We start from the raw sequence: 19743 nt of genomic DNA, 5'->3' as shown, positions 1-19743 counted from the left end.
GGGGCCGCCGGTCACGACCGGGACCGGCCGCCCGGGATCGGCGAAGCCGTGACCTGCGCGCGGCCGAAGCCGCGACACCTAGACGCAGATCGCCAGGCAGCGTTGCGCGATCGCTATACCTAGAACTACTATGCATTGCAGTCCTAGGGTTAGGCGATCACATGCATATCACCAAAGACCTCGTCGCGGCCTCGGCGACGCCACTCGTGCTGGGGATCCTCGCCGACGGCGAGAGCTACGGCTACGCAATCCTCAAGCAGGTCAACGAACTGTCGGGCGGGCAGCTGGAGTGGACCGACGGCCTGCTCTACCCGCTGCTGCACCGCCTAGAGCGGGTAGGTCACGTCGAGTCGGCCTGGGAGACCCCGCCCGGGGGACGCCGCCGCAAGTACTACCGCATCACCGACCAGGGTCGGGCCGAGCTCGTCGAGCAGCGCCGGCAGTGGGCCGCCGTCGTCGACGCCCTGCGGGGCGTCTGGAGCACGGCACAATCCATCAAGCCGATCCCCGCACTGGCCTGGGAGGCGGGACGATGATCGCCGACAGCGACAACGATCTCGAGGGCCAGATCGCCCAGTGGCGCGCCTACACGCAGCGCCGCCGGGAGCTGCACCACACCGACGCCGAGGAGCTGGAAGACCATCTGCGCAGCCGGATCACCGAGCTGACCGGGGCGGGCCTGCAAGCCGACGAGGCGTTCCTCATCGCTGTCAAGCGCATGGGCAGCCTCGATGAGCTGTCCCGGGAGTTCGCCCGCGAGCATTCCGAGCGGCTGTGGAAGCAGCTCGTGCTGCCCGGGGAGCCGGATACGTCCGCCGCCGCCCGCTCCCGTCGCGAGCTGCTGGTCATGGTGCTCTGTGCGGCCGCCGCGGCGCTCGCGATCAAGGTGCCGGGTTGGTTCGGGCTTGACATCTCAGGGGACGATTCCACCTTCTACGCGCGAAACTTCAGTCTCTTCGCGCTGCCCGCGCTGGCCGCGTACTTCGCTTGGCAACGCCGGGTCGGTCTTCGGGTCATCGGGGTACTCGCGTTGCTGTTCATTCTCGGCGCGGTCGCCGCGAACGCGTATCCGCTGGCCGATGACTCGCAGTCCATTGTGCTCACGGGGATCCACCTGCCGCTCGCGCTGTGGCTGGTTGTCGGCGTCGCCTACGTGGGCGGTGAGTGGCGTTCAGACCGGCGGCGGATGGACTTCATCCGGTTCACCGGGGAGTGGCTGATCTACTTCGTCCTCATCGGACTTGGTGGCGGGGTGCTCACGGCCTTCACGCTGAACGCCTTCAAGGCCATCGGCCTCGACGCCGAGGGATTCGTCCAATCGTGGCTGCTGCCGTGCGGCGCCATGGCCGCGGTCATCGTGTCGGCATGGCTGGTGGAGGCCAAGCAGAGCGTCATCGAGAACATGGCGCCGGTGCTGACCCGGGTCTTCACACCGCTCTTCGCGGCCGCCCTGCTGGCCTTCCTGGTCGCCGTCATCTGGACCAACAACGGCATCGACGTCGAGCGCGATGTGCTCATCCTGTTCGACCTGCTGCTCGTCATCGTGCTGGGCCTGCTGTTGTATGCCATCTCCGCCCGTGACCTCGCGGCCCGACCCGGTCTTTTTGACCGCCTGCAGCTGACGCTCGTCGTCAGCGCTTTGATCATCGACGTCATGGTGCTGGTGGCGATCACCGGCCGGATCACCGAATGGGGCTTCAGCCCCAACAAGACGGCGGCATTGGGCGAGAACGTCATCCTGCTCACGAACCTGGCGTGGTCGGCATGGCTGTTCCTCGGCTTCGTGCGTGGCCGCATGCCCTTCGCCCGCCTGGAGCGCTGGCAGACCCGTTACATGATCGTGTACGCCGTCTGGGCCTGGACAGTCGTCCTCGCCTTCCCGCTCGTGTTCGACTTCGCCTGAGTCGGATCCGGCCCGCTCATCCTGTCCGATCCGGGACGGGCTGAGCGGGCCGTCCGGCACCTGGCCGACCGGCGCTGCCCTTGGGATCTGCCGATTTGCCGTCGGCGTACGGTGCGGCCGCAGGACGCCACCAGACCTGCTACCGTGCTGCGTTTTGTCACGGGGGAGGAAACGCCGATGCGCGGTCCGACGGACATGCAGACCGTGGAGTTCGCCCGGATCCCGCCAGCGCCATCCGTGCGGCAGGGCCGGCGGCGCCTGCCGTGGTTGCTGGGCGGTCTGCTGGCGCTGCTGCTCCTCGGCGGCGCGCTGTATGCCGTTGCGCCGCTGCGGCACCCGCTGCCCACACCTACGGTCGAGCTGACGCTGCCCGCGTCGATGACCATCCCCGGTACGGCGCCGCGATTGCCCTGGCCACGCTCGGGCCAGGCGATGATCTCGGTCGACGGGCTGGGCACGCTCGGCACCTTCGGCGGGTCGAAGCCGCTGCCGATCGCGAGCGTGACGAAGGTGATGACCGCCTACGTCATCCTCACCGAGCACCCCCTGGCCGCCGGCGAGCAGGGACCGGAGCTGACGGTCAGCGCCGCGCACGCCGCCGCGTACCCGGCGGAGAAGGCGCGCGGCGAGTCGCTCGTCGAGGTGCGCGCCGGTGAGGTGATCACCGAACGGCAGGCGCTGCAGGCGATAATGCTGCCGTCAGCGAACAACATGGCGCGCATCCTCGCCGCCTGGGACTCCGGCAGCGTGGCCGCGTTCGTGGCGAAGATGAACGCCACCGCGGACCAACTCGGCATGTCCGGCACCCATTACACCGACCCCTCCGGCCTCGACCCCGACACCGTGAGTACGGCCCGGGATCAGGTGATCCTGGCAAGCAAGGCGATGGCGTTGCCGGCGTTCGCGGAGATCGTCAAGCAGAAGCAAGCGACCCTGCCGGTGGCCGGTACGGTCAAGAACTACAACGAGCTGGTCGGCCGCAACGGCGTGGTGGGGATCAAGACCGGCTCCACCGACGAGGCCGGCGGCTGCCTCGTCTTCGCGGCGGTGGTCAACGTCGGGGGCCGGAAGCTCACCATTATCGGTGCCGTACTGGGCCAGCCCGGCGCCAGCACCCCGGTCCAGCTGGACCGGGTATTCGCGGTGACCCGGTCGTTGCTGCGGTCGGCGGTGGCCGCCCTCGCCGTCCACACTCTGATCGAAGCTGGCGAGCAGGTTGCCACCGTACGCGGCCCGCTGGGCACCGGTACCACCATCAACGCCGCCAAGAAGGTCGAGGTGGTCGGCTGGCGGGGCCTGCGGGTGCGGCTCGATGCCCGGATCCCGGCTGTGCCGTCGCGTGTCGCGGCCGGCGCGGAACATGGCCAGCTCACTGTTTACGCCGGCGGCGGCAAGCCGGTCGGCACGGCGCTGCGCACCGGTACCGGTATGGAACCGCCGAGCACCTGGGAACGCATCCGTCGCCACCGCTGACCACGCTGCCGGGCGGGTGCTGCCAGCCGGTGCCGCGCTCGACTTCTGCCCACAGGCGATTTCGTTGATCTGAGCGACGTGCGCGTGTCAGGTGGCAATATGCCGCCCGACACCGTGACGCCCCGTTTTCCGCGTTCCTCGCCCTACTGGCCGGTGGTCAGTCACTCTCTGCTGCGGCGTGTCCTGCCCGGATTGGCGGTGTCCGCCCTCGGCGACGGCATGGCGCTGGTTGCGGTGACCTGGCTGGCGTTACAGCTCGCGCCGCAGACTCAGCGCGGCACCTGGATAGCAATCGCGGTGGCGGCGTACACCCTGCCGAGTGCGGCCGGAACCGTGATCTTCGGCCGGCTCCTGAGCGGTCGAAGCGGCGCCCAGCTCGCCGGCTGGGACGCGATCCTGCGGGCCGCCGCACTCGCGGCGATCCCCGCCGCCTACCTGGCCGGCGCGTTGAACATCGGGCTGTACGTGACCCTCCTCGCCGCGTCCTCGCTGCTGCACTCGTGGGGTTCCGCCGGGCGCTTCACCCTGATCGCCGAACTCCTCCCCCAACGGCACCACCTACCGGCCAACGCGGCGCTCAGCACCATCTCCGGGGTGGCCACCATCGTCGGCCCTCCGCTGGCGGGCATCCTCATCGGCTGGGCGGGTCCGGTCTGGGTCATCGCGATCGACGCGGTCACCTTCGCCGTCCTGGCCGTCACCTACCGCCTCGCCATTCCCGCTGCCGACCCCACCGGCCCGACAGCGGTCGCGGCCTCGCGCACCGCCGGCTTCAACATCATCCGCCACAATTCATCCCTGCTCGGCTTGCTGGCGCTGACCTTCGCGTTCTTCTTCCTCTTCGGGCCGGTGTACGTGGCCATGCCCATCCGCGTCGCCGAGGATCTGCACGCCTCCGCAACGGTGCTCGGCAGCTACTACACAGCGTTCGGTATCGGCGGCGTCGTCGGCAGCCTGGCCGCCGGCCATCTACGCCGCTGGTCGCTGTGGCCCACCACCATCGGCATCGTGGTCGGGTTCGGCACCGCCATGCTGCCCCTCGGCCTGGGCGCGCCGCTCGGCCTGTCGCTGCCGGCCTTCGCCCTCGCGGGCCTGATCTGGGCTCCGTACATGTCCACGTCGATGGCACTGTTCCAGGGCAGCACCACGACCGCGAAGCTCCCCCAGGTCCTGGCCGCCAACGGCGCCGTCACCGTACTGGCAGTGCCGCTGGGCACCATGCTCGGCGGCCCTCTGGTGACCACCATCGGCGCCCGCGAGACGCTGCTCCTGTGCGCCGCGGCTACCGTGGCCCTCGGTGTGATCGCTGCCGGTCTGACCATTCTGCCTGCCAAACCGCCCGCGACGGGCGACGCTCCATCTCCCGCGGATCCCGCGACAGAGCTGCTACTCCGTCGCGATCCGCCCATCGACGTCAGGTAGCCAATCTTGGCCCCCGGGCGCTGTCACGCCCCGTTGGCCCGCTGATCTATCCGCTTTGAGCTGCGGAGACAATCGCCGGCAACCACCTGGGACCGACCCTGGTCCGCCACGCCGCCGACGACCTGCCCGCGATCTTTGACTTGTCGTGGCGACAACCGCTGTAGGTGAGGCCATGTCGCCGCGGCAAGTCCGAGATCGACGGGGGAGGCGCGGCGGGTCAGAACATCCCGCCGCCGGCTCCGATCGTCTGGCCGGTGATCCAGCGGCCCTGCTCGGAGACCAGGAAGCGGACGATGTCGGCGATGTCCTCCGGCTGGGCGACCCGGCCGAGCGGCGTCTTCGCGACCTCAGCGTCGATGACGGCCTGCCCGGCGTTGAGCAGCGCCGGGGTCAGGACCGCGCCGGGCAGCACACTGTTGACCGTGATGCCACGGGCGCCCACCTCGTTGGCCAGCACCCGGACCAGGTGGTCCACGGCGGCCTTGCTCGCCGCGTAGATGCCGGTTCCGGGGCGCGGCATCAGGGTCAGCCCGGCCGAGATCGCGACGATCCGCCCGCCGTCGGGGAGTCGGATCGCGGCCTCGCGCAGCGCGATGAATCCCGCCCGCACGTTCGTGGCGAAGATCGCGTCGAACTGCTCGTCGGACGTGTCGGCGATCGTGCCGTGGGTCGTGTTGGCGGCGTTGAGCACCACGATGTCGAGGTGGCCGAACTCCGCCTCCGCGACGTCGAACAGCCCGCGCAGCTGCGCGGCGTCGGCGATGTCGGCCGGCGCGGCGACCGCGATGCCGCCGGCCGCCCGGATGCCACGTACGACGTCCTCGGCATCCTGACGCGAGCCGACTGATCGCCGACGAGTTCACTCGCGACTCCGACCGCCTGGACTACCTGCACCAGCGGTTCATCCAGCCGTTCTGGGACAGCATCACACCGACGGTCACGGCCCTCGTCGAGGCGGGCCGCATCCCACGCGTAGCCCCGCACATCCTCTATTTCGCGATCGTCGGCCCGGCGCTGGCCCTGACGCAGAACCCGGTCGCCGACCGGCTCGACCCCGCCGCCGCACCGACCGCGTCGCGCGACCGGGACCGGACAGCCGACGCGTTGTCGGCCCTGGTCCTGCACGGACTGCTGCCGCCGGCCCCGCGGCCATGATCCGGGCGGCGAAGCGCCCCGGATGGGTGACGCCGATGAAGCAACCACCGGTGCGCCGTGATCGCTAGCTAAGATCAGCCACGGTGCGTCACGGCGACGGAAGAAACGGTTGTCTCGCTGACCGCTCCGCTCGCACAGTAGCCGCTTGCCTGATCCGGTTGTTATGGCGGTGACAGCCGCGTCCATGCCTCGGGTGAATGCGGAGGCCGTCTGATGGACCAGGGGATGTTCGCGGCTCCGCTCTGGGCCTGGGCCGCAGTGGGCGCTGTCATCGCCGTCATGCTCGCGGTGGACGTGCTCTCCCACCGCGACAACCACGTGATCGAGCTGCGGGAAGCGCTGATCTGGAGCGGCGTCTGGATTGCCGCCGGACTGGCTTTCGGCCTGATCGTCTGGCTGGGGTGGGGCGGCGAGCCGGCGGTCGCGTACTACTCGGGCTACCTGCTGGAGAAGGCGCTCTCCATCGACAACGTCTTCGTCTTCGCACTGCTGTTCGGCTACTTCCGGGTGCCCGCCGGATACCAGCACAAGGTGCTGTTCTGGGGCGTCGTCGGGGCGCTCGCGTTTCGGCTGGTTTTCATCTTCGCCGGAGCGGAGCTGCTGGACCGGTTGGCGGTGGCCGGGTTCGTGCTCGGGGCCTTCTTGATCTGGACCGGGTGGCGCCTGGCGGTACGCGGCGAGCCCGACGTGGATCCCGACCGCAATATCGCGGTCCGGCTCTTCCGGCGGATGGTGCCGACCGAGCAGCAGTACCACGGCGGCCGGTTCACCGTCCGGGTCGACGGCCAGCGGCGAGCCACGCTGATGCTGGTGGCGCTGGTCGCCGTTGAGGCGACCGACGTGGTCTTCGCGGTCGACTCCGTGGCGGCCATCCTGGCTATCACCACCAACACGTTCCTCGTCTGGACGGCGACGGCGTTCGCGGTGCTGGGGCTGCGCAGCCTGTACTTCTGCCTGGCCGGGCTGCTGCGGCACTTCGGCCACCTGCGCTACGGGCTGGCGGTGCTGCTGGCGTTCGCCGGGGTGAAGCTGATCCTGGCCGAAACGCCGGTGGGTAAGCTGCCGCTCTGGCTCACCCTGCTGGTGGTGGTGCTGACCCTGTCGGTCGCGATCGGGTGGAACCTGCTGGCGGCCCGCCGGGAACGGCGCCGCCACGCCGGCCGCTGAGTAGCCGGAGATGTTCTCGGTTCTCGGGGTCGAGACAGCCCGATCCGAGGCGACCCTTGACCCCCGGCTACCAGTCAGCGGCGCCCAGGCAAGCTCCTCGTGCCGGTACGCGAAGTCGGCTCGCTCACTAGTCAGGTTTGCGGGCGACCACGACCAGCGCCATCCCAAAGAACTTCAGCGGTGACCGCTCGATCGCATCGGCGACTGGGCGGATCCGGCGGCCGAGCCCGGACCGGTCGAACGGCGGCATGATGTAGTCCAGCGCCACCGGTTCGAGCCCAGCCCGGCGCAGCTGTCCGGTCAGGCCGCGCGCGGTGAACGAACGGGCATCGGCCAGCCGCCGGTGCAGTGGCACCAGCCACGGCAGGAACGGGCCGCGAGATGGTCGATACCGCTTTCCGCGCACCAAGAAGCCGTGCGTCTCGAACGGGAACCAGCGGTTCGGCGTGGTCAGCGCGAGCCGGCCGCCCGGAGTCAGTACCCGGTGCACCTGCCGGAGGGCAGCGTCGAGATCGTCCACGTGCTCTACAACCTCGATCGCGGTGACCAGGTCGAAGCTCCGGTCCGCATAGTCAAGCTCGGTCACCGACAGCTCGCGAATGGTGATCTTGTCCGCCGCGGCCGGGTCGCCAGCCAGCCGCTCCCGAAACAGCTCCAACCGATCACGCTGGATGTCGATCGCCTCGATCTGCTCGAACGCGCCGGCCAACCGCATCGTGTAGGTGCCGTCACCGCATCCGACGTCGAGCAGCCGCCGGCCGGTGAGCGGGGTGGCGCGGCCAAGCGTGCCCAGTCGTTTGGCGATACCGCGCTCGCCGAACGCGCTACCGTGCCCCAGCCCGAGGTGCCGACTCGTGTTGGTCATGGTCGCTGACCTTATCCCGTGCCTCCAGCACATGGGGGGCACCGGATCAGTACGGCGAGATCAGCGAGCGGCTGCTGAGGCGGCGAGGTCGGCGCGCAGTACCGCGCCTGCGACGCTCCAGGTCAGTTATCCACCAGGACGACGTGGCCGCGCCGCTCGGCGGGGCCGAATGGCTCGGGGTTGAGCCACGCGGTCGCCCGCGGAGCCAGGCATGCGGACGTACGGGCTCGGTCAGCTAACGGCGCGACCGGAATGCGGTGCGGACCTCTTCGGACAGAAGTTGCGGCTGTTCCCAGGCGGCGAAGTGCCCGCCCTTGTCGAGCTTGTTGTAGTGGATGAGATTCGGATACGCCTGCTCCGCCCAACTCCTCGGGGTCTCGTAGAGCTCATCTGGGAAGACGCTCACCGCGGCCGGGACGGACACCCCCTTGGCGGAAAAGAAGGAGAGCTTGTTCTCCCAATAGATGCGAGCCGCGGATACTCCCGTGTTCGTCAACCAGAAGAGCGTGATGTTGTCGAGAATGTCGTCGCGCGTGATGCCGCCGGCTTGTCCAGCGAAGGCCTGGCAGAACAGTTCCAGGCTGGCCGCGTCATGGTCCAGCATGTAGCTCGCCAAAGCGATGGGCGAATCCGCTAACCCGGTCAGCGTCTCCGTGCGCGTCCCCATCAGGAGAGCGTAGGCGGAATGCTTCCAGAAGAAGTCCAGCTGCTCGCACGCCCGCTTTTCCTCGTCGGAGAGGCCGGACGGAAGCGAGGCGAGTGCGTTGTTCGCTCCGGTGATGTCGGACTGGAACAGTGCATCGATGTCGGGCGGCACCGCGCTAGGCATGTTGGTGTGAATGCCGAGCAGGCCCGGGGGCGCCTGCAGACCCATGACGTTTGTGATGAGTGCGCCCCAGTCGCCGCCCTGCGCGACGAATTGCGTGTAGCCGAGACGCTTCATCAGCTCGGTCCAGGCCTGTCCGATGCGCTCGGGGCCCCAGCCGGGCGTGCTCGGCTTGCCGGAGAAACCGTAGCCGGGCATCGACGGGATCACCAGATGGAAGGCGTCGGACGCGTCCGCGCCGTGCGCGGTGGGATCGGTCAGAGGGCCGACGATCTTCAGCTGCTCGATCACCGAGCCGGGCCAGCCGTGCGTGACGATGAGCGGTAGGGCGTTCTCGTGTTTCGATCGGACGTGGATGAAGTGGATGTCGAGCCCGTCGATCTCGGTGATGAACTGCGGGAGGGCGTTCAGCCTCGCCTCGACCTTGCGCCAGTCGTACTCCTTCTCCCAGTAGCGCGCGAGCGCCTGGCTCGTCTCGAGCGGCACGCCCTGCGACTGATCGTCGACGGTCTGCTTCTCCGGCCAGCGGGTGGCCGAGATGCGCGCGCGCAGCGCCTCGAGGTCCGCCTCTGGGACCTCGATCCGGAACGGCCGGATGTCTGTGCTGGTGCCGGTCGGCGTCGCAGTCTTGACAGCCACGAGGGTCTCCCTTTCGTTCGAGTGATTCCGGACGGCCGGGCTGGCCACTACGTGGCGCTCTCCCCTCGACGCGGGAGCTTCCAGTCCGGCCGGACGAAGTGGCAGGTGTAACCGCCGGGATTGCGTTCCAGGTAGTCCTGGTGTTCCGGCTCGGCCTCCCAGAAAGGGCCGGCAGGACTGACTTCGGTGACCACCTTGCCCGGCCACAGTCCGGAGGCGTCGACGTCCGCGATCGTGTCTTCTGCGACCCGCCGCTGCTGCTCGTCCGTGTAGAAGATGGCTGACCGGTAACTGACTCCTACGTCGTTGCCCTGACGGTTCTTCGTGGTCGGGTCGTGGACCTGGAAGAAGAACTCGAGAAGGTCACGATAGGACAGTTTGTCGGGGTCGAAGATGATCTCGATCGCCTCGGCGTGGGTACCATGGTTTTGGTACGTCGCGTTCGGCACGTCCCCGCCGGTATATCCGACCCTGGTGGCGACCACGCCGGGGCGTTTCCGGATGAGATCCTGCATTCCCCAGAAGCAGCCGCCGGCCAGAATCGCCTTCTCAGTCGTGTCGGTCATCGCTCCGCCCTCCGTCCGGGTGCTCGTACATCAGGCCACGCATCATGGGCCGAAAGGGTCGACGACCGGTTCACCCACCGCTCCGCGGTGATAGGAGCAAGCTGCCTGGTCATGTCCGTAGTCCCGCGGGCACCTCGGCGGACGCGGCGCCGACGATGGTCTTGTCACCGTCGTTCTGGAGGTAGCCGACCAGCGAGGCCTGTCGAGGATCGACAGCTGACGGCACCTCGAGTTCGACCCGCCCGCGCTCCACATTCAGCGGCGTCGACGTGAAGGCACGCACCACGTTGTCCTGCCGCAGGCGCCGCCCGGCGTTCTCACCTCGGGGCACGTCGTTCTCCAGGCCGCGTTCCACGACGGCCACGTTCAACATCGCCCGCGCGGGCAGTCGCCCGGCCTGATACTCCACCACCACCCGACGCCCGCCGCCCGTGCCCTCGGCGGCGTCTACCACCGACAGCGCGAGCGGGGTGGCAGCCGCCTCCGACAGGGCGGACGCGATCGCCGACGAAGCCTGCCGACGGTCGGATCCGACGAACTCGACGGAACCGTTGACGATCATCTGCGGCGTGTACAACCCCCCGGAGCCGAACGCGCGCGCGTACGCCTCCTGCCGCAGGGTGTGCGCCTCGGCGCCGAACGGGTCGGCCCAGCCCAGGTGGTCCCAATAGTCGACGTGAAAGCCGAGAGCGTAGACGGGTTCCCCGCGCTCCCGGGCGTCGCGGTCGATCTCGGACAGCACGTCCTCCGCGGGAGGGCAGCTGTTGCAGCCCTGGGAGGTGAACATCTCCACGACGGCGAAGCCCCCGCCGGCCGGCGGCTGGGCACTACCAGACCCGGTGTCCGGTGTGTCCGTCATGGCGCATCCTCCTCGGTCAGTCCTGCTGGCGGCCCTGACCTTCCCCTTCCGGCGGCGACCATGCCGAGCTACGAGGACTTGGCGGCACTCGCCGCTCCTTCCCGGTACGGGCCAGAAATCCGTTCAGCGCGGCCAGCACGTCGGGAGCCTGCTCAGCGACCAGTGACCGGCGCCCCGGGATGCGGCCTGCACGTCGTCCGCGCCGGGTCTGAGCCCTTCCGCGGCCCGCCCAGCCCAACTCGCCGCCCCGCCGATCGCCAGGACGGGCAGCCCCAGCGTCAGGTTCTTGCGCTGCTCGTGCTCCGCGAGGGGTGGCGTCCCAGGCGCGGTTGAACCCGGTCGGAGGGAATGCGCCAACCCGGGGTTCGCCGTGGCGGAACGTGCCCGGCCTGTATCGGCCGTGGCGGACATGCCGTCGGCCTTAGCGCGCGGCGTCGCCCGGTCGACCTGGGCCGGTCCCGGAGGGCCGGTGACCGATGCGTGGAGCCCGTATCACCGGGGAGTTGCCAGTTTCCGGGCGGAAATCCCGCGCCGCGCCGGCCACCATATCGTCGGGATCGCGACCGAGGGCCCGCCGGATGTGCGGTGGGATGACCTCGGATGTTGCCATCGCCAGTCGGACCTGCACCGAACGGTCGTCAACCAGGCGTTCCAGATCCGCCTCGTCCAGCTCGACCGCGCGGACCAGCGCGGCACGGACGTCGGCCACGGGGTCCTGGGCAAGCACCCTGCGCTGCTCGGCGGTGGTCCGCGGGTTGCGGGCAACCCCCTTGCGTACGCGGGCGGTGCGGTCGGCCATCAGGGTGGTGATCACGTCGGGGTCGTGGGTGTGAGTGGCGAGTCGTTCCCGTACCTCGGGTGAGACGTCGTCGATCAGCCTGGCGGCCAGACCAGGCTCCAACTCCCGCATCTCCGCGAGGAGACCACGAAGCTCCTTGTCGGGTGCCTCGGACATCACCCGGCGAACCGACTCGTCGCAAGCCGGGTTGCCGGCGACCGCCCAGCGGACCCACCGGTCGGCGTCTTTGACGAGACGCAAGAGATTGGCGACCGAGGCCGAGGGATTTCTCGCCACAGCCTCCCGGACCTGACGATCATGATCCCGGGTCAGCGGCCGCAGTGCCTGGGCGGGTGCGTCGGTCCGGGCAGCGACCGCCTTACGGACCACGGCCGAAGGGTCGGACGCCAGTTCGAAGAGGGTCATCTGTGGCGTTGCGGGGTTCTGCGCGAGGGCGAGCCGCTCGTCGACGCTGGCATCGGTGGCACGGTGGGCGGTGGTACCTGACTCGCTGTGACGGTCGGGCCCGCCAACGTCCTGCTGCTTCCCCATGGCGCAATCATGTCACGGGCTGACTGGGGCAGCGGGAGCCTGACCAGCACGTTGACGGTCGTCGAAGAGTTACCTCGCGGATGCGCCCTTCGGTGTCTCAACAGTGACTTTGAACCGCCCCGAGTCCCCCACCCGGCGGCAATCGTCAAGGCCCGGCGAAAGGCGCGCTGCCAGTCACACAGATACGACGAGAGGGCACATCCTCGATAAGAAGCGGAGCGCTGACCTGCTGCTGCACTTGCGCTGAGCCGTCGAATGGGTCCTCCGGAGTCCACGCTCGTCCGTCGGCGTCCGGCCCGATCGTCACCCCGTTAGTCACTCACGAATCGCGCAGACGGCTTTGGTTCCTCATCGCTGCCGCGCAACTGAGCAACGCCCTAGCCAGCGCCTCCGCCCGTTCCGTCGACAGCCACAACGAGCCGAGGGGTCGCAGAGGCTCCGGGGTAAGGGCGGCCCGCAGGGCCGTCGCCAGCGACGCGAAGCGCCCTTGACCCCGGAGGGGCGGCCCCGCACACTCCGCGCCGCATCCCTACCACGGCCGGTGGTGACTCGCCCCTACGGCGCGGCGGCGCGACGGCCGCCGCGCGCCCTCAACATCGAAGCCCCGGAACTGCCATTACCCGTGGCGGCCCGGGGCTTCGTCGTATGTCGCGCCGTCGGCGGGCTGCAACCGTCGCGCTGGCGGCCGAAGGCCAGAGGCGCGGCGGCGGGCCATCCGCCCAGGTTCGGCGGCGCGAGCGGCCCGCGACGCCGGGCGCCTTGATCAATGAGCCGTTCCTGTACTTCGCTGCTGTACAAGACCAGAAAGGCCATCCGGAAGATCCCGAATGGCCTCTGACCTGGGTCGGGACGGCCAGACTCGAATCGACGAGCCCTTGATCCCCAGTAGTCCGGTGGCCCAGCGGCATGCTCACGGCAGGTTTGCCCAGGTCGCCTCGCAAGCGTCTCGAGGCCAGGCGATGCGTGCGAGCGGAGAGGTCCCGGGCTGGTCACCGCCACCGGGTTCCGGTGGCGCGTACGTAGTTCCGCCACACGTACCGCCACGGGGTGACGGCGAGGATGACGACAACCAGGGAGCAACTGACCACGGTCTCGGTGGTGGCCGCGTCGAGGTCACCGGTGATGGCTTGGGGGAGGGCGACCAGTGCGAGCCAGAAGAGCTTCCAGAGCGACTCGAAGAGCAGCACGGGAAGCAGCTTGACCGGGTAGCGCAGGCCGAGGAACGCCAAGAGGGACATGGCGGTCAACATGCAGAGCGTCACGCCCTCGTAGAGCGGCAGGGTGGCGACGTCGGGCAGGAGCGGCCACTTCACCAGGGCGAGTCCGACACCCATCAGGAGGTAGCCGGCGCGCATCAGGTGCAGGCGGGTCAGCGACAGATCGGGATGGATAGCGGGTGCGGCGGCAGTGATGGTAGCCATGGGATTCACTCCTGGTCGAGGCGGGATGGTGGCGGTCGCGCCGGAGTACGTGATCGGGGCGTGGGTCGGCCCCGTCGCGTGGACCCGGGCGGTCTATTGGTGTTGCTGTTCCTGGGAATCGGGGTCGCGCGCGGCGTCGATGGACGTGAGGGAGATGAGGTAACGCCGAGGTCGCGGATCTTGGTGAGCAGGCCGTGCAGCTCGGCCTGGTCCCTCACGGCAGTGCGAAGTGTGGTGGTGCCGTCGTCCTCGCAGGTGAGGGCGAGGCCGCCGAACCAGGTCACCGGTGGTCGACCTGGACGTCCATCCCCGGATCGGATGGCGATCCTGAGACATGCGGGCTTTTCGATCATGATGGAGATCTACAGCCAGGTCTCGTCCAAGGCTACCCGCCAAGCCCTGCGGGAAATCGGCCGAGAGCCTGGATCAATGAACCGTTGCTGCACTTCGCTGCTGTACAAGATCAGAAAGGGCCACCCGGAGAATCCCGGATGGCCTCTGACCTGCGTCGGGACGGCCGGATTCGAACCGACGACCCCTTGACCCCCAGGACGTGGGGTCAATCCCTCCCGCACGTCAAGCGCCTTTCGGATTGTCTTGGGCCGTTCAATGGCTCGCCGCCCGTGCGCCCGCACTGCGTGTGGTCCCCGCCTGGTCCCCACGCAGCGGCTGCCGGGACTCCTCGCCCTCCCTCGGCACCTCGCCGTGCCGACTGCTGTCCTGCCGACCCAAGACCACCTTGCTGGAAATCATGACGTTCGAGGTCGCCTGTCGTGAAAGTGGGAGTAGCAGCCTGGCGTGGGCTGCCAGACCAGCGACAGGCGGTCCGCCCCGTCACCCGCGGTCAATGCCAACGCAATGGCGTCGTCCCAAACCGGCCGCAACGAACTGCGGTCCTGCGCGCGATGTGCCCTGGCTCGTTGGCTACCCGCTGTGAACGCGGGGCGGCCGGAGATGCCTGGCCTTTCCGCTTCGCCGATGAGCGGGCACACTCGCCGCGATGGGCGTGGCTGTCGCTTTACTGAGTGATCATTGGTTGCGGGGATCGGCCAGGCCCGAGGACCGGGCTTCGTCCCACGCCCGATCCCCGGGGTCACCGCCCCGCGTCTCCAGTTCAGGTCGATGCGCAGACCCGCGTCGTCAACCGCGGCCACGCAACTCCTGCTCTAACGTGGCGGGTCTCCCTCGATCAGTCGTCGTCGGGATGTCATCATCGCCTGTCAGCCTGGCGGAGCATCGCGTCTGTTTCGGGTCGGGCATGAGCTGCCGGACCTCTTGCGCACAGCGGCAAGCGACGGCGATCTTGGCAGCCCACGCCAGCGCCTCTTCGCGTGAGGCCACGTCGACGACCACGAACCCGCCAATGACCTCCTTGGTCTCCGGGTAAGGGCCGTCGGTGACCATCCCGTCAGTGGCCACGACGCTCGCCCTCTGCCTTTCCAGTCCGGCGCCGAACACAAACACGCCGGCGTTCACGGCCTCCTGGACCACCGCGTGCGAGGCCTTGCCCACGTCGGGCATCTCCTCGTCGGGGATGTGGTCCATCGCGCCGGCACCGAACGAGATCAAGTACCGCGTCATCCCATGACTCCCTTGTCCCGGCGGCCTTCTCCGGCCGCCTCACCTGTTCTACGAACGACTCGCCCCGGATCCGACGCCATGCCAGAAGAATTTTTCACGGGACCTCCGCCGCTCGGCGCCTGCCGGCGTCATGTCGCCCCTGTTCGCGGAGATCATCGCCGCCGCCACCGGCTACGAATAGTCCCAACGCACTTATCTGCCGCTGACCGCGCACATCAGGGACCGTCAGTCCGCCCCCGACGTCCGGCTGACTAGTAACTCCGTGTAACAGCGGCAGCCCATCGCGCGTAACCCATCACGCGTCAAGTGAAGCCGATGTGTCACGCATCAAGTGGAGCCCGACATCGCCGGCTGCCGTTGTCTGGTCTCGGGACCTGCGTGACGGATCGGTATCAGGACCTGGGTGACATCCGCCGAGTGTGGCTTCCCAAGATCGCGCTAGGTGTTCTTGCCGTGGCGGGTGGCTTCCGTCGTTCCTGGCTCGTTTGTATGGAGTGATACGGGAGGAAGCGCCGTGACTAGGTTGGGCCTCTGTGCCGGGCTGATGACGGATGGGTGAGCCCGGCGGCGAGCGGCTCATGCGCGAGCAAGCCGGCTGGCGGCGGGCGACCTTCCTGGAACTGCTCTTCGATCTTGTCTTCGTGTTCGCGCTCAATCAGCTCAGCTTGCGGCTGATCCATGACCTCGGCGCTGGGAGTCAGCAATGGTTCGGCGAGGTGGTGGAGACCTTCCTGCTGTTCCTGGCGTTCTGGGTCCTGTGGCTGTCGACGGTCGCGGTTACCAGCCGACGAAGTCCGGAATCGCTGGTGATCCAGACCGTCGTGTTCATGTCGATGGCAGGCGCCGTGGTGATGTCCGTCGCGGTACCGCAGGGGTTCGAGCAGCGGGCTCTCCTCTTCGCCGGCGCCTACGTGGCGACCCGGATAAGCCGCGTGCTGCTCCTCCTGGTCTTCCGCCTCCCAGTGGTCTCCACCCCGGCGCTGCTCTCGCTTGCCGTGAGCGCGGTGCTGTGGATCGTGGGCGCGCTGGTACACGGCGAGGGTTTCCGCGCCGTGCTCTGGACCCTCGCGCTGGTCATCGGCTACATCGGGTTCACGAGGCACTTCCAACGATTGGCTGGCGCACCGATCGCGGGCGAGCACATGGCCGAGCGGTTGCAGCAGTTCTATTTGATCACGTTGGGTGAGGCGGGCTTCGTGTCCGGCAAGGCGTTCAGCGGCAGCAACTTGGGCACCCCGCATGCGGTCGGGTTCGGGCTGGCGTTCGTCGCCATCGTGTTGCTCTGGCGGGTCTATTTCTACCGGGCCGGCACTGTCCTGCCAGTGGCCATCACGGGTGCCCGGAACCCGGCCCGGCAGTCCGTGGCGGTAGCTGGGACTCACCTGCTCATGATCGCCGGTGTCTTCCTGACCGGTGTCGGCTTCGAGCTGTACATCACGGAGCCGCTCGGCCGGCCCGAACCGAAGTGGCTCATCGCCATCCTCGGCGGGCCCGCGCTGTTCCTGGCCGGGCGGTCACTTTTCGAACTGCAGGTCTTCAGCCGAATCTCCCGATCGCGGCTGGCCGGCCTGCTCGCCCTGGGTCTCCTGATCCCGGCCACCTGGTACCTGCCACCCCTGGCCGCCGGTGGCGCCGCCGCTGCGGTACTGGCCGGAATCGCCGGCTCGGACGCTTGGCGCGCCCGGGGCCGCGCACCTGAGCTACCCGCTCCAGGGATCTGACCACCAGAGAATCCCGGCCCTTCGCGGAGCGAATGACACCGATCCGTCACGCCGCAAGTGGAGCCCCTCCCGGATCGAACGTGTGTTCGAATAGGGTGCTGGGGGTGGAGGTACGTGGTCGCTACTGAAAGGGGGCATGGGGTCGCATGGCACGGCGGGACATCTGGCTGGTCTCCGACGGCCACGCCCACCGACGTGCGTCGCGAGGCCCAGTCCCTCGGCGGTTCGGTCGCGACTCGGGGCATGCGCCCACTTACCCCCCCGGTGGGGCTACCCGTCCCTCTCGTCCCGCCAGCCGCCGGGTTCGGGATGGTAGCCGTAAGCGGCGGCCCGCACCGTTTCCTCGTTCTCCAGCCCGGAGCCGATCGCGCCACCGACGGTGGCCAGCGAGCTGGTGATCCAGGCGAGCGTCAGGTAGTCGGTGAAATCGACCGGCCGCTGCAGAGTCTGTTCCAGCACGGATGTGTCGATCAGCAGCGCCCCGACGAGCACCGTTCCGGCGAAGAGCACCAGGTAGGACACCGCCGTGGCCAGAGTGAGGGTGAGAATCGTACCCAGGTTGAACAGCCGGGCCAGCTCAGCCGGTGTCTCCCGGTCTGGTTTCTCCCATAGGTCGTGCGCGACGATCAGCCAGGCCACCAACGCGGTCAGCCCGAGCACCATGATCACGGCGAGCCGAATTCCGCCGAGCGCATCGCCCATCTGCCAGATGGTGTCCGTGGTGAGCGCGAACGCAGCCGTGCCGAACGCGCCGACCAGCAGCTTGGACAGGCCCAGCAGGGCGCGCCCCGGGCGGTTGGCCTTGACCATTCCGGTCAACAGCCGCACCCGGCCGATCAGCCGCGAGGCGACGTAGCCCAGTTCCCCGGCGTCGGCCTCGCCGACCACCCGGTGGACGGCGGGAACCCGGCTTGCCATGTCGGCCGGTGCCCAACCGGCCGGCGGCACCCGCTGGTCGGAAGCGTCGGTGAGTAGTCGGCTCACCAGATCCGGAACGGCCGCGCGGGCCGCTCGCAGCTGGCTCAGTCCCAGCGCGGGCAGAGACACCATCGCGACTCGGCGACGGGCGGAGGTCTGCGCGACCAGCGGCGCCCGCTCGGTGTGCAGCGGCAGGTCGGTCAGGCAGATCGCGACGTCCCACCGGTCGTCGGTGCGCCGTTGGGCAAGATCGTCGAGCAGCGCCTCAACGCCGCCGTCGCGGCGCGGCGCCACCTCACCCCAGCCTTCCCGAACGGTCCACCGCACGTGCGCGTCCACCCGCTCGGAGAGCCGGCCGGCCAGCTCGGCGGTGAGCCGCGCGGCCACCCGGGCCGGGTGGTCCGGCGGGGTCGCCACCAGTCCGACGACGATCTCCGGGCGGTGCTGTTCACTGTGGGTCATCGGTGCTCCTCCCCGGTCGCCGAGCTCGTCGCCGTCCGTCGTCACCAACCGGGTCGTCATGAGCAGTCCGAGCCTTGTCATGGTGCTCCGCTCTCGGCGTCGGCACCGAGGCCTACCGCCACCCGGTCGTGGTGAAGTGGCCGGATTCAGCGGTGGCGCAGCCTGCGCCGCAGGTCGTAGAAGCCGTTGCTGGACAGGCCGTAGAAGAACGGAAGCCGGAGCAGGACGACCAGCGCCGCCGGCACGTTGACCAGCCAGCCGACCACGCCGGCCGCGGCGTAGGCCATGATCCCGAGCAGCGCCCGGAGCCGCTCGACGGCGAAGACCCGGTGTGACGTGCCGTTGCAGCGGCTTCCCGTGCGGCCTGAGGTAGTGGTAGAGCCAGAGCCACGCCGCCGAGAGGACCACCGCGACCAGCCCGTACAGCGCCACCGCGACGCCCTCGTCGAACCGGTCGCCCGCCTCCACCGCCTGGGAGACCACCGCGGTGGCGAACGGCAGCAGGGCCACGCTGAACAACACGCCCAGGTTCGCCCAGTGCAGCGCGCAGTCGGTGCAGCGGATCCGGTGGAAGGTGCTCTTGTGGTTCAGCCAGTTCACCGCCACGTAGAGGTACGACGTGACGTAGGCCAGGTAGCCCGGCCAGCGGGTGAGCAGTGCGTGCAGCAGCCCACCCGGCGGTACCTCCGGGGTTCGCAGGTCGCGCACGAGCCAGCGTGATGATGATGGCGAAGACGGCGTCGCTGAACCCGATCGCCCGGCCGGTGTCCGAGCGCAGGCCAGAGGCCTCAACGTCCTCGGCGTCCCGCTGATCCCGATCGCTGTCCATCGGCTCCCCCGTCCGCTCGGCGGTGCCGGTGTACTGGCGTTGCACTCCGACGGTGTCCACCACGACCGTCCGGTTCACCGAACCGGTCGACGATCAACGCGCGTAGGTCGGCGCGGACGGCGCCGGCATCCCACACCGCCCGATACAACAAGCCGCCTAGCGTCCACCCGCTCTACCAGCGACATCTGAAACGGCGGCTGCCGTACTACCGTCGACCGCCGGGGTGCAGCAGGACCTTGGTCCAGCCGTCGTCCTCAGTCCCTCGTACACGACAGCCTTTATCTGCGTTCCCCCGTGACGAAGACCCATGCCCTTTCTGGCGTTCACATCCTCGCAGACCGTTCCGGCCCTTAAGACCGGTTTGCGCTACCCAGGACATAGCCAACCGCAGTTGGCGTAGGTGGGCGCGAAAGACGCCGCTGTTGCGGGAGGCCTCGTCCGCGGCCCACCTTGCCGGCACGCCGGCGGACGGCCACCGGCCTTGGGCAAGGTGATCTACAAGCAGCGCAACGTGGTGGAGCGCTGCTTCAACCGGCTCAAGCAGTGGCGTGTCGTCGGATGTCCGTCACGGCCGTTTGGCGTTCCCGATATCCGCCGCTTGCCACG

At 68.8% G+C, this 19743-nt stretch carries 18 protein-coding genes and 1 pseudogene; 7 read left to right on the top strand and 12 right to left on the bottom strand.

The features are described from left to right. The first annotated feature begins 161 nt into the window (after positions 1-161). From I8N68_RS31115 to I8N68_RS31100, 4 genes are all read left to right on the top strand, one after another. Positions 162-536 (top strand): PadR family transcriptional regulator, encoded by a 375-nt coding sequence (locus tag I8N68_RS31115; RefSeq protein ID WP_200216688.1) that lies wholly within the window; start codon positions 162-164, stop codon positions 534-536. Then, positions 533-1903: a permease prefix domain 1-containing protein gene (locus I8N68_RS31110; RefSeq protein WP_200216687.1), complete on the top strand. Its 1371-nt coding sequence runs from the start codon at positions 533-535 to the stop codon at positions 1901-1903. The genes I8N68_RS31115 and I8N68_RS31110 overlap by 4 nt, the downstream gene beginning before the upstream one ends. A 177-nt stretch (positions 1904-2080) precedes the next feature. Then, on the top strand, positions 2081-3376 hold the full coding sequence (locus I8N68_RS31105; protein WP_200216686.1) for a D-alanyl-D-alanine carboxypeptidase family protein: 1296 nt from the start codon (positions 2081-2083) through the stop codon (positions 3374-3376). 99 nt (positions 3377-3475) lie between these two features. Further along, positions 3476-4798: an MFS transporter gene (locus tag I8N68_RS31100; RefSeq protein ID WP_200216685.1), complete on the top strand. Its 1323-nt coding sequence runs from the start codon at positions 3476-3478 to the stop codon at positions 4796-4798. A gap of 217 nt (positions 4799-5015) precedes the next feature. On the opposite strand, the gene I8N68_RS31095 is transcribed toward I8N68_RS31100, so the two are convergent. After that, positions 5016-5603: an SDR family oxidoreductase gene (locus I8N68_RS31095; protein ID WP_200216690.1), complete on the bottom strand. Its 588-nt coding sequence runs from the start codon at positions 5601-5603 to the stop codon at positions 5016-5018. 563 nt (positions 5604-6166) lie between these two features. Here I8N68_RS31095 and I8N68_RS31090 point away from each other — a divergent pair. Further along, positions 6167-7120, top strand: a complete 954-nt coding sequence (locus I8N68_RS31090) for a TerC/Alx family metal homeostasis membrane protein (RefSeq protein WP_234040929.1) — start codon at positions 6167-6169, stop codon at positions 7118-7120. 127 nt (positions 7121-7247) lie between these two features. On the opposite strand, the gene I8N68_RS31085 is transcribed toward I8N68_RS31090, so the two are convergent. The 8 genes from I8N68_RS31085 to I8N68_RS31055 all read right to left on the bottom strand — a co-directional run bounded on the left by I8N68_RS31085 (position 7248) and on the right by I8N68_RS31055 (position 15207). After that, positions 7248-7985: a class I SAM-dependent methyltransferase gene (locus I8N68_RS31085; protein ID WP_200216684.1), complete on the bottom strand. Its 738-nt coding sequence runs from the start codon at positions 7983-7985 to the stop codon at positions 7248-7250. Between the two features lie 235 nt (positions 7986-8220). Beyond that, positions 8221-9450: an epoxide hydrolase family protein gene (locus tag I8N68_RS31080; RefSeq protein ID WP_200216683.1), complete on the bottom strand. Its 1230-nt coding sequence runs from the start codon at positions 9448-9450 to the stop codon at positions 8221-8223. Positions 9451-9497: 47 nt separating this feature from the next. Further along, positions 9498-10016: a peptide-methionine (S)-S-oxide reductase MsrA gene (msrA, locus tag I8N68_RS31075; RefSeq protein WP_200216682.1), complete on the bottom strand. Its 519-nt coding sequence runs from the start codon at positions 10014-10016 to the stop codon at positions 9498-9500. Between the two features lie 109 nt (positions 10017-10125). Further along, on the bottom strand, positions 10126-10803 hold the full coding sequence (locus I8N68_RS31070; RefSeq protein WP_234040930.1) for a DUF1223 domain-containing protein: 678 nt from the start codon (positions 10801-10803) through the stop codon (positions 10126-10128). Positions 10804-11296: 493 nt separating this feature from the next. Continuing rightward, entirely contained in the window at positions 11297-12205 is a 909-nt protein-coding gene (locus I8N68_RS31065) for a hypothetical protein (RefSeq protein ID WP_200216680.1), read from the bottom strand. Positions 12206-13194: 989 nt separating this feature from the next. Further along, positions 13195-13626: a hypothetical protein gene (locus tag I8N68_RS31060; protein ID WP_200216679.1), complete on the bottom strand. Its 432-nt coding sequence runs from the start codon at positions 13624-13626 to the stop codon at positions 13195-13197. A 5-nt stretch (positions 13627-13631) separates the two neighbouring features. Then, positions 13632-13979, bottom strand: a complete 348-nt coding sequence (locus tag I8N68_RS34575; RefSeq protein ID WP_504739828.1) for a DUF8691 family protein — start codon at positions 13977-13979, stop codon at positions 13632-13634. 787 nt (positions 13980-14766) lie between these two features. Beyond that, on the bottom strand, positions 14767-15207 hold the full coding sequence (locus I8N68_RS31055) for a YciI family protein (RefSeq protein WP_200216678.1): 441 nt from the start codon (positions 15205-15207) through the stop codon (positions 14767-14769). Positions 15208-15758: 551 nt separating this feature from the next. Between I8N68_RS31055 and I8N68_RS31050 the strand changes: the two genes are divergently transcribed. Further along, the gene (locus tag I8N68_RS31050) at positions 15759-16928 is read left to right on the top strand and encodes a low temperature requirement protein A (protein WP_200216677.1); all 1170 of its coding nucleotides are present in this window, start codon (positions 15759-15761) and stop codon (positions 16926-16928) included. Between the two features lie 270 nt (positions 16929-17198). On the opposite strand, the gene I8N68_RS33415 is transcribed toward I8N68_RS31050, so the two are convergent. After that, complete coding sequence (locus I8N68_RS33415) at positions 17199-18308, bottom strand: hypothetical protein (protein WP_234040928.1); 1110 nt, start codon at positions 18306-18308, stop codon at positions 17199-17201. A 146-nt stretch (positions 18309-18454) separates the two neighbouring features. Continuing rightward, entirely contained in the window at positions 18455-18595 is a 141-nt protein-coding gene (locus tag I8N68_RS33410) for a hypothetical protein (RefSeq protein ID WP_234040927.1), read from the bottom strand. A gap of 200 nt (positions 18596-18795) precedes the next feature. Here I8N68_RS33410 and I8N68_RS33780 point away from each other — a divergent pair, with 200 nt between their 5' ends. Next, complete coding sequence (locus I8N68_RS33780; protein WP_267909709.1) at positions 18796-18918, top strand: hypothetical protein; 123 nt, start codon at positions 18796-18798, stop codon at positions 18916-18918. Here the strand turns inward: I8N68_RS33780 and I8N68_RS34435 are convergent. Beyond that, positions 18864-19016, bottom strand: a pseudogene (locus I8N68_RS34435) (TMEM175 family protein); the annotation flags it as partial. The gene I8N68_RS33780 and the pseudogene I8N68_RS34435 sit on opposite strands and share 55 nt — an antisense overlap. Between the last annotated feature and the right edge of the window lie 727 nt (positions 19017-19743).

The organism is Micromonospora coerulea, from assembly GCF_016598485.1.
Lineage (GTDB): Bacteria > Actinomycetota > Actinomycetes > Mycobacteriales > Micromonosporaceae > Micromonospora > Micromonospora coerulea.
This window is presented reverse-complemented; position numbering and strand designations above follow the sequence as displayed.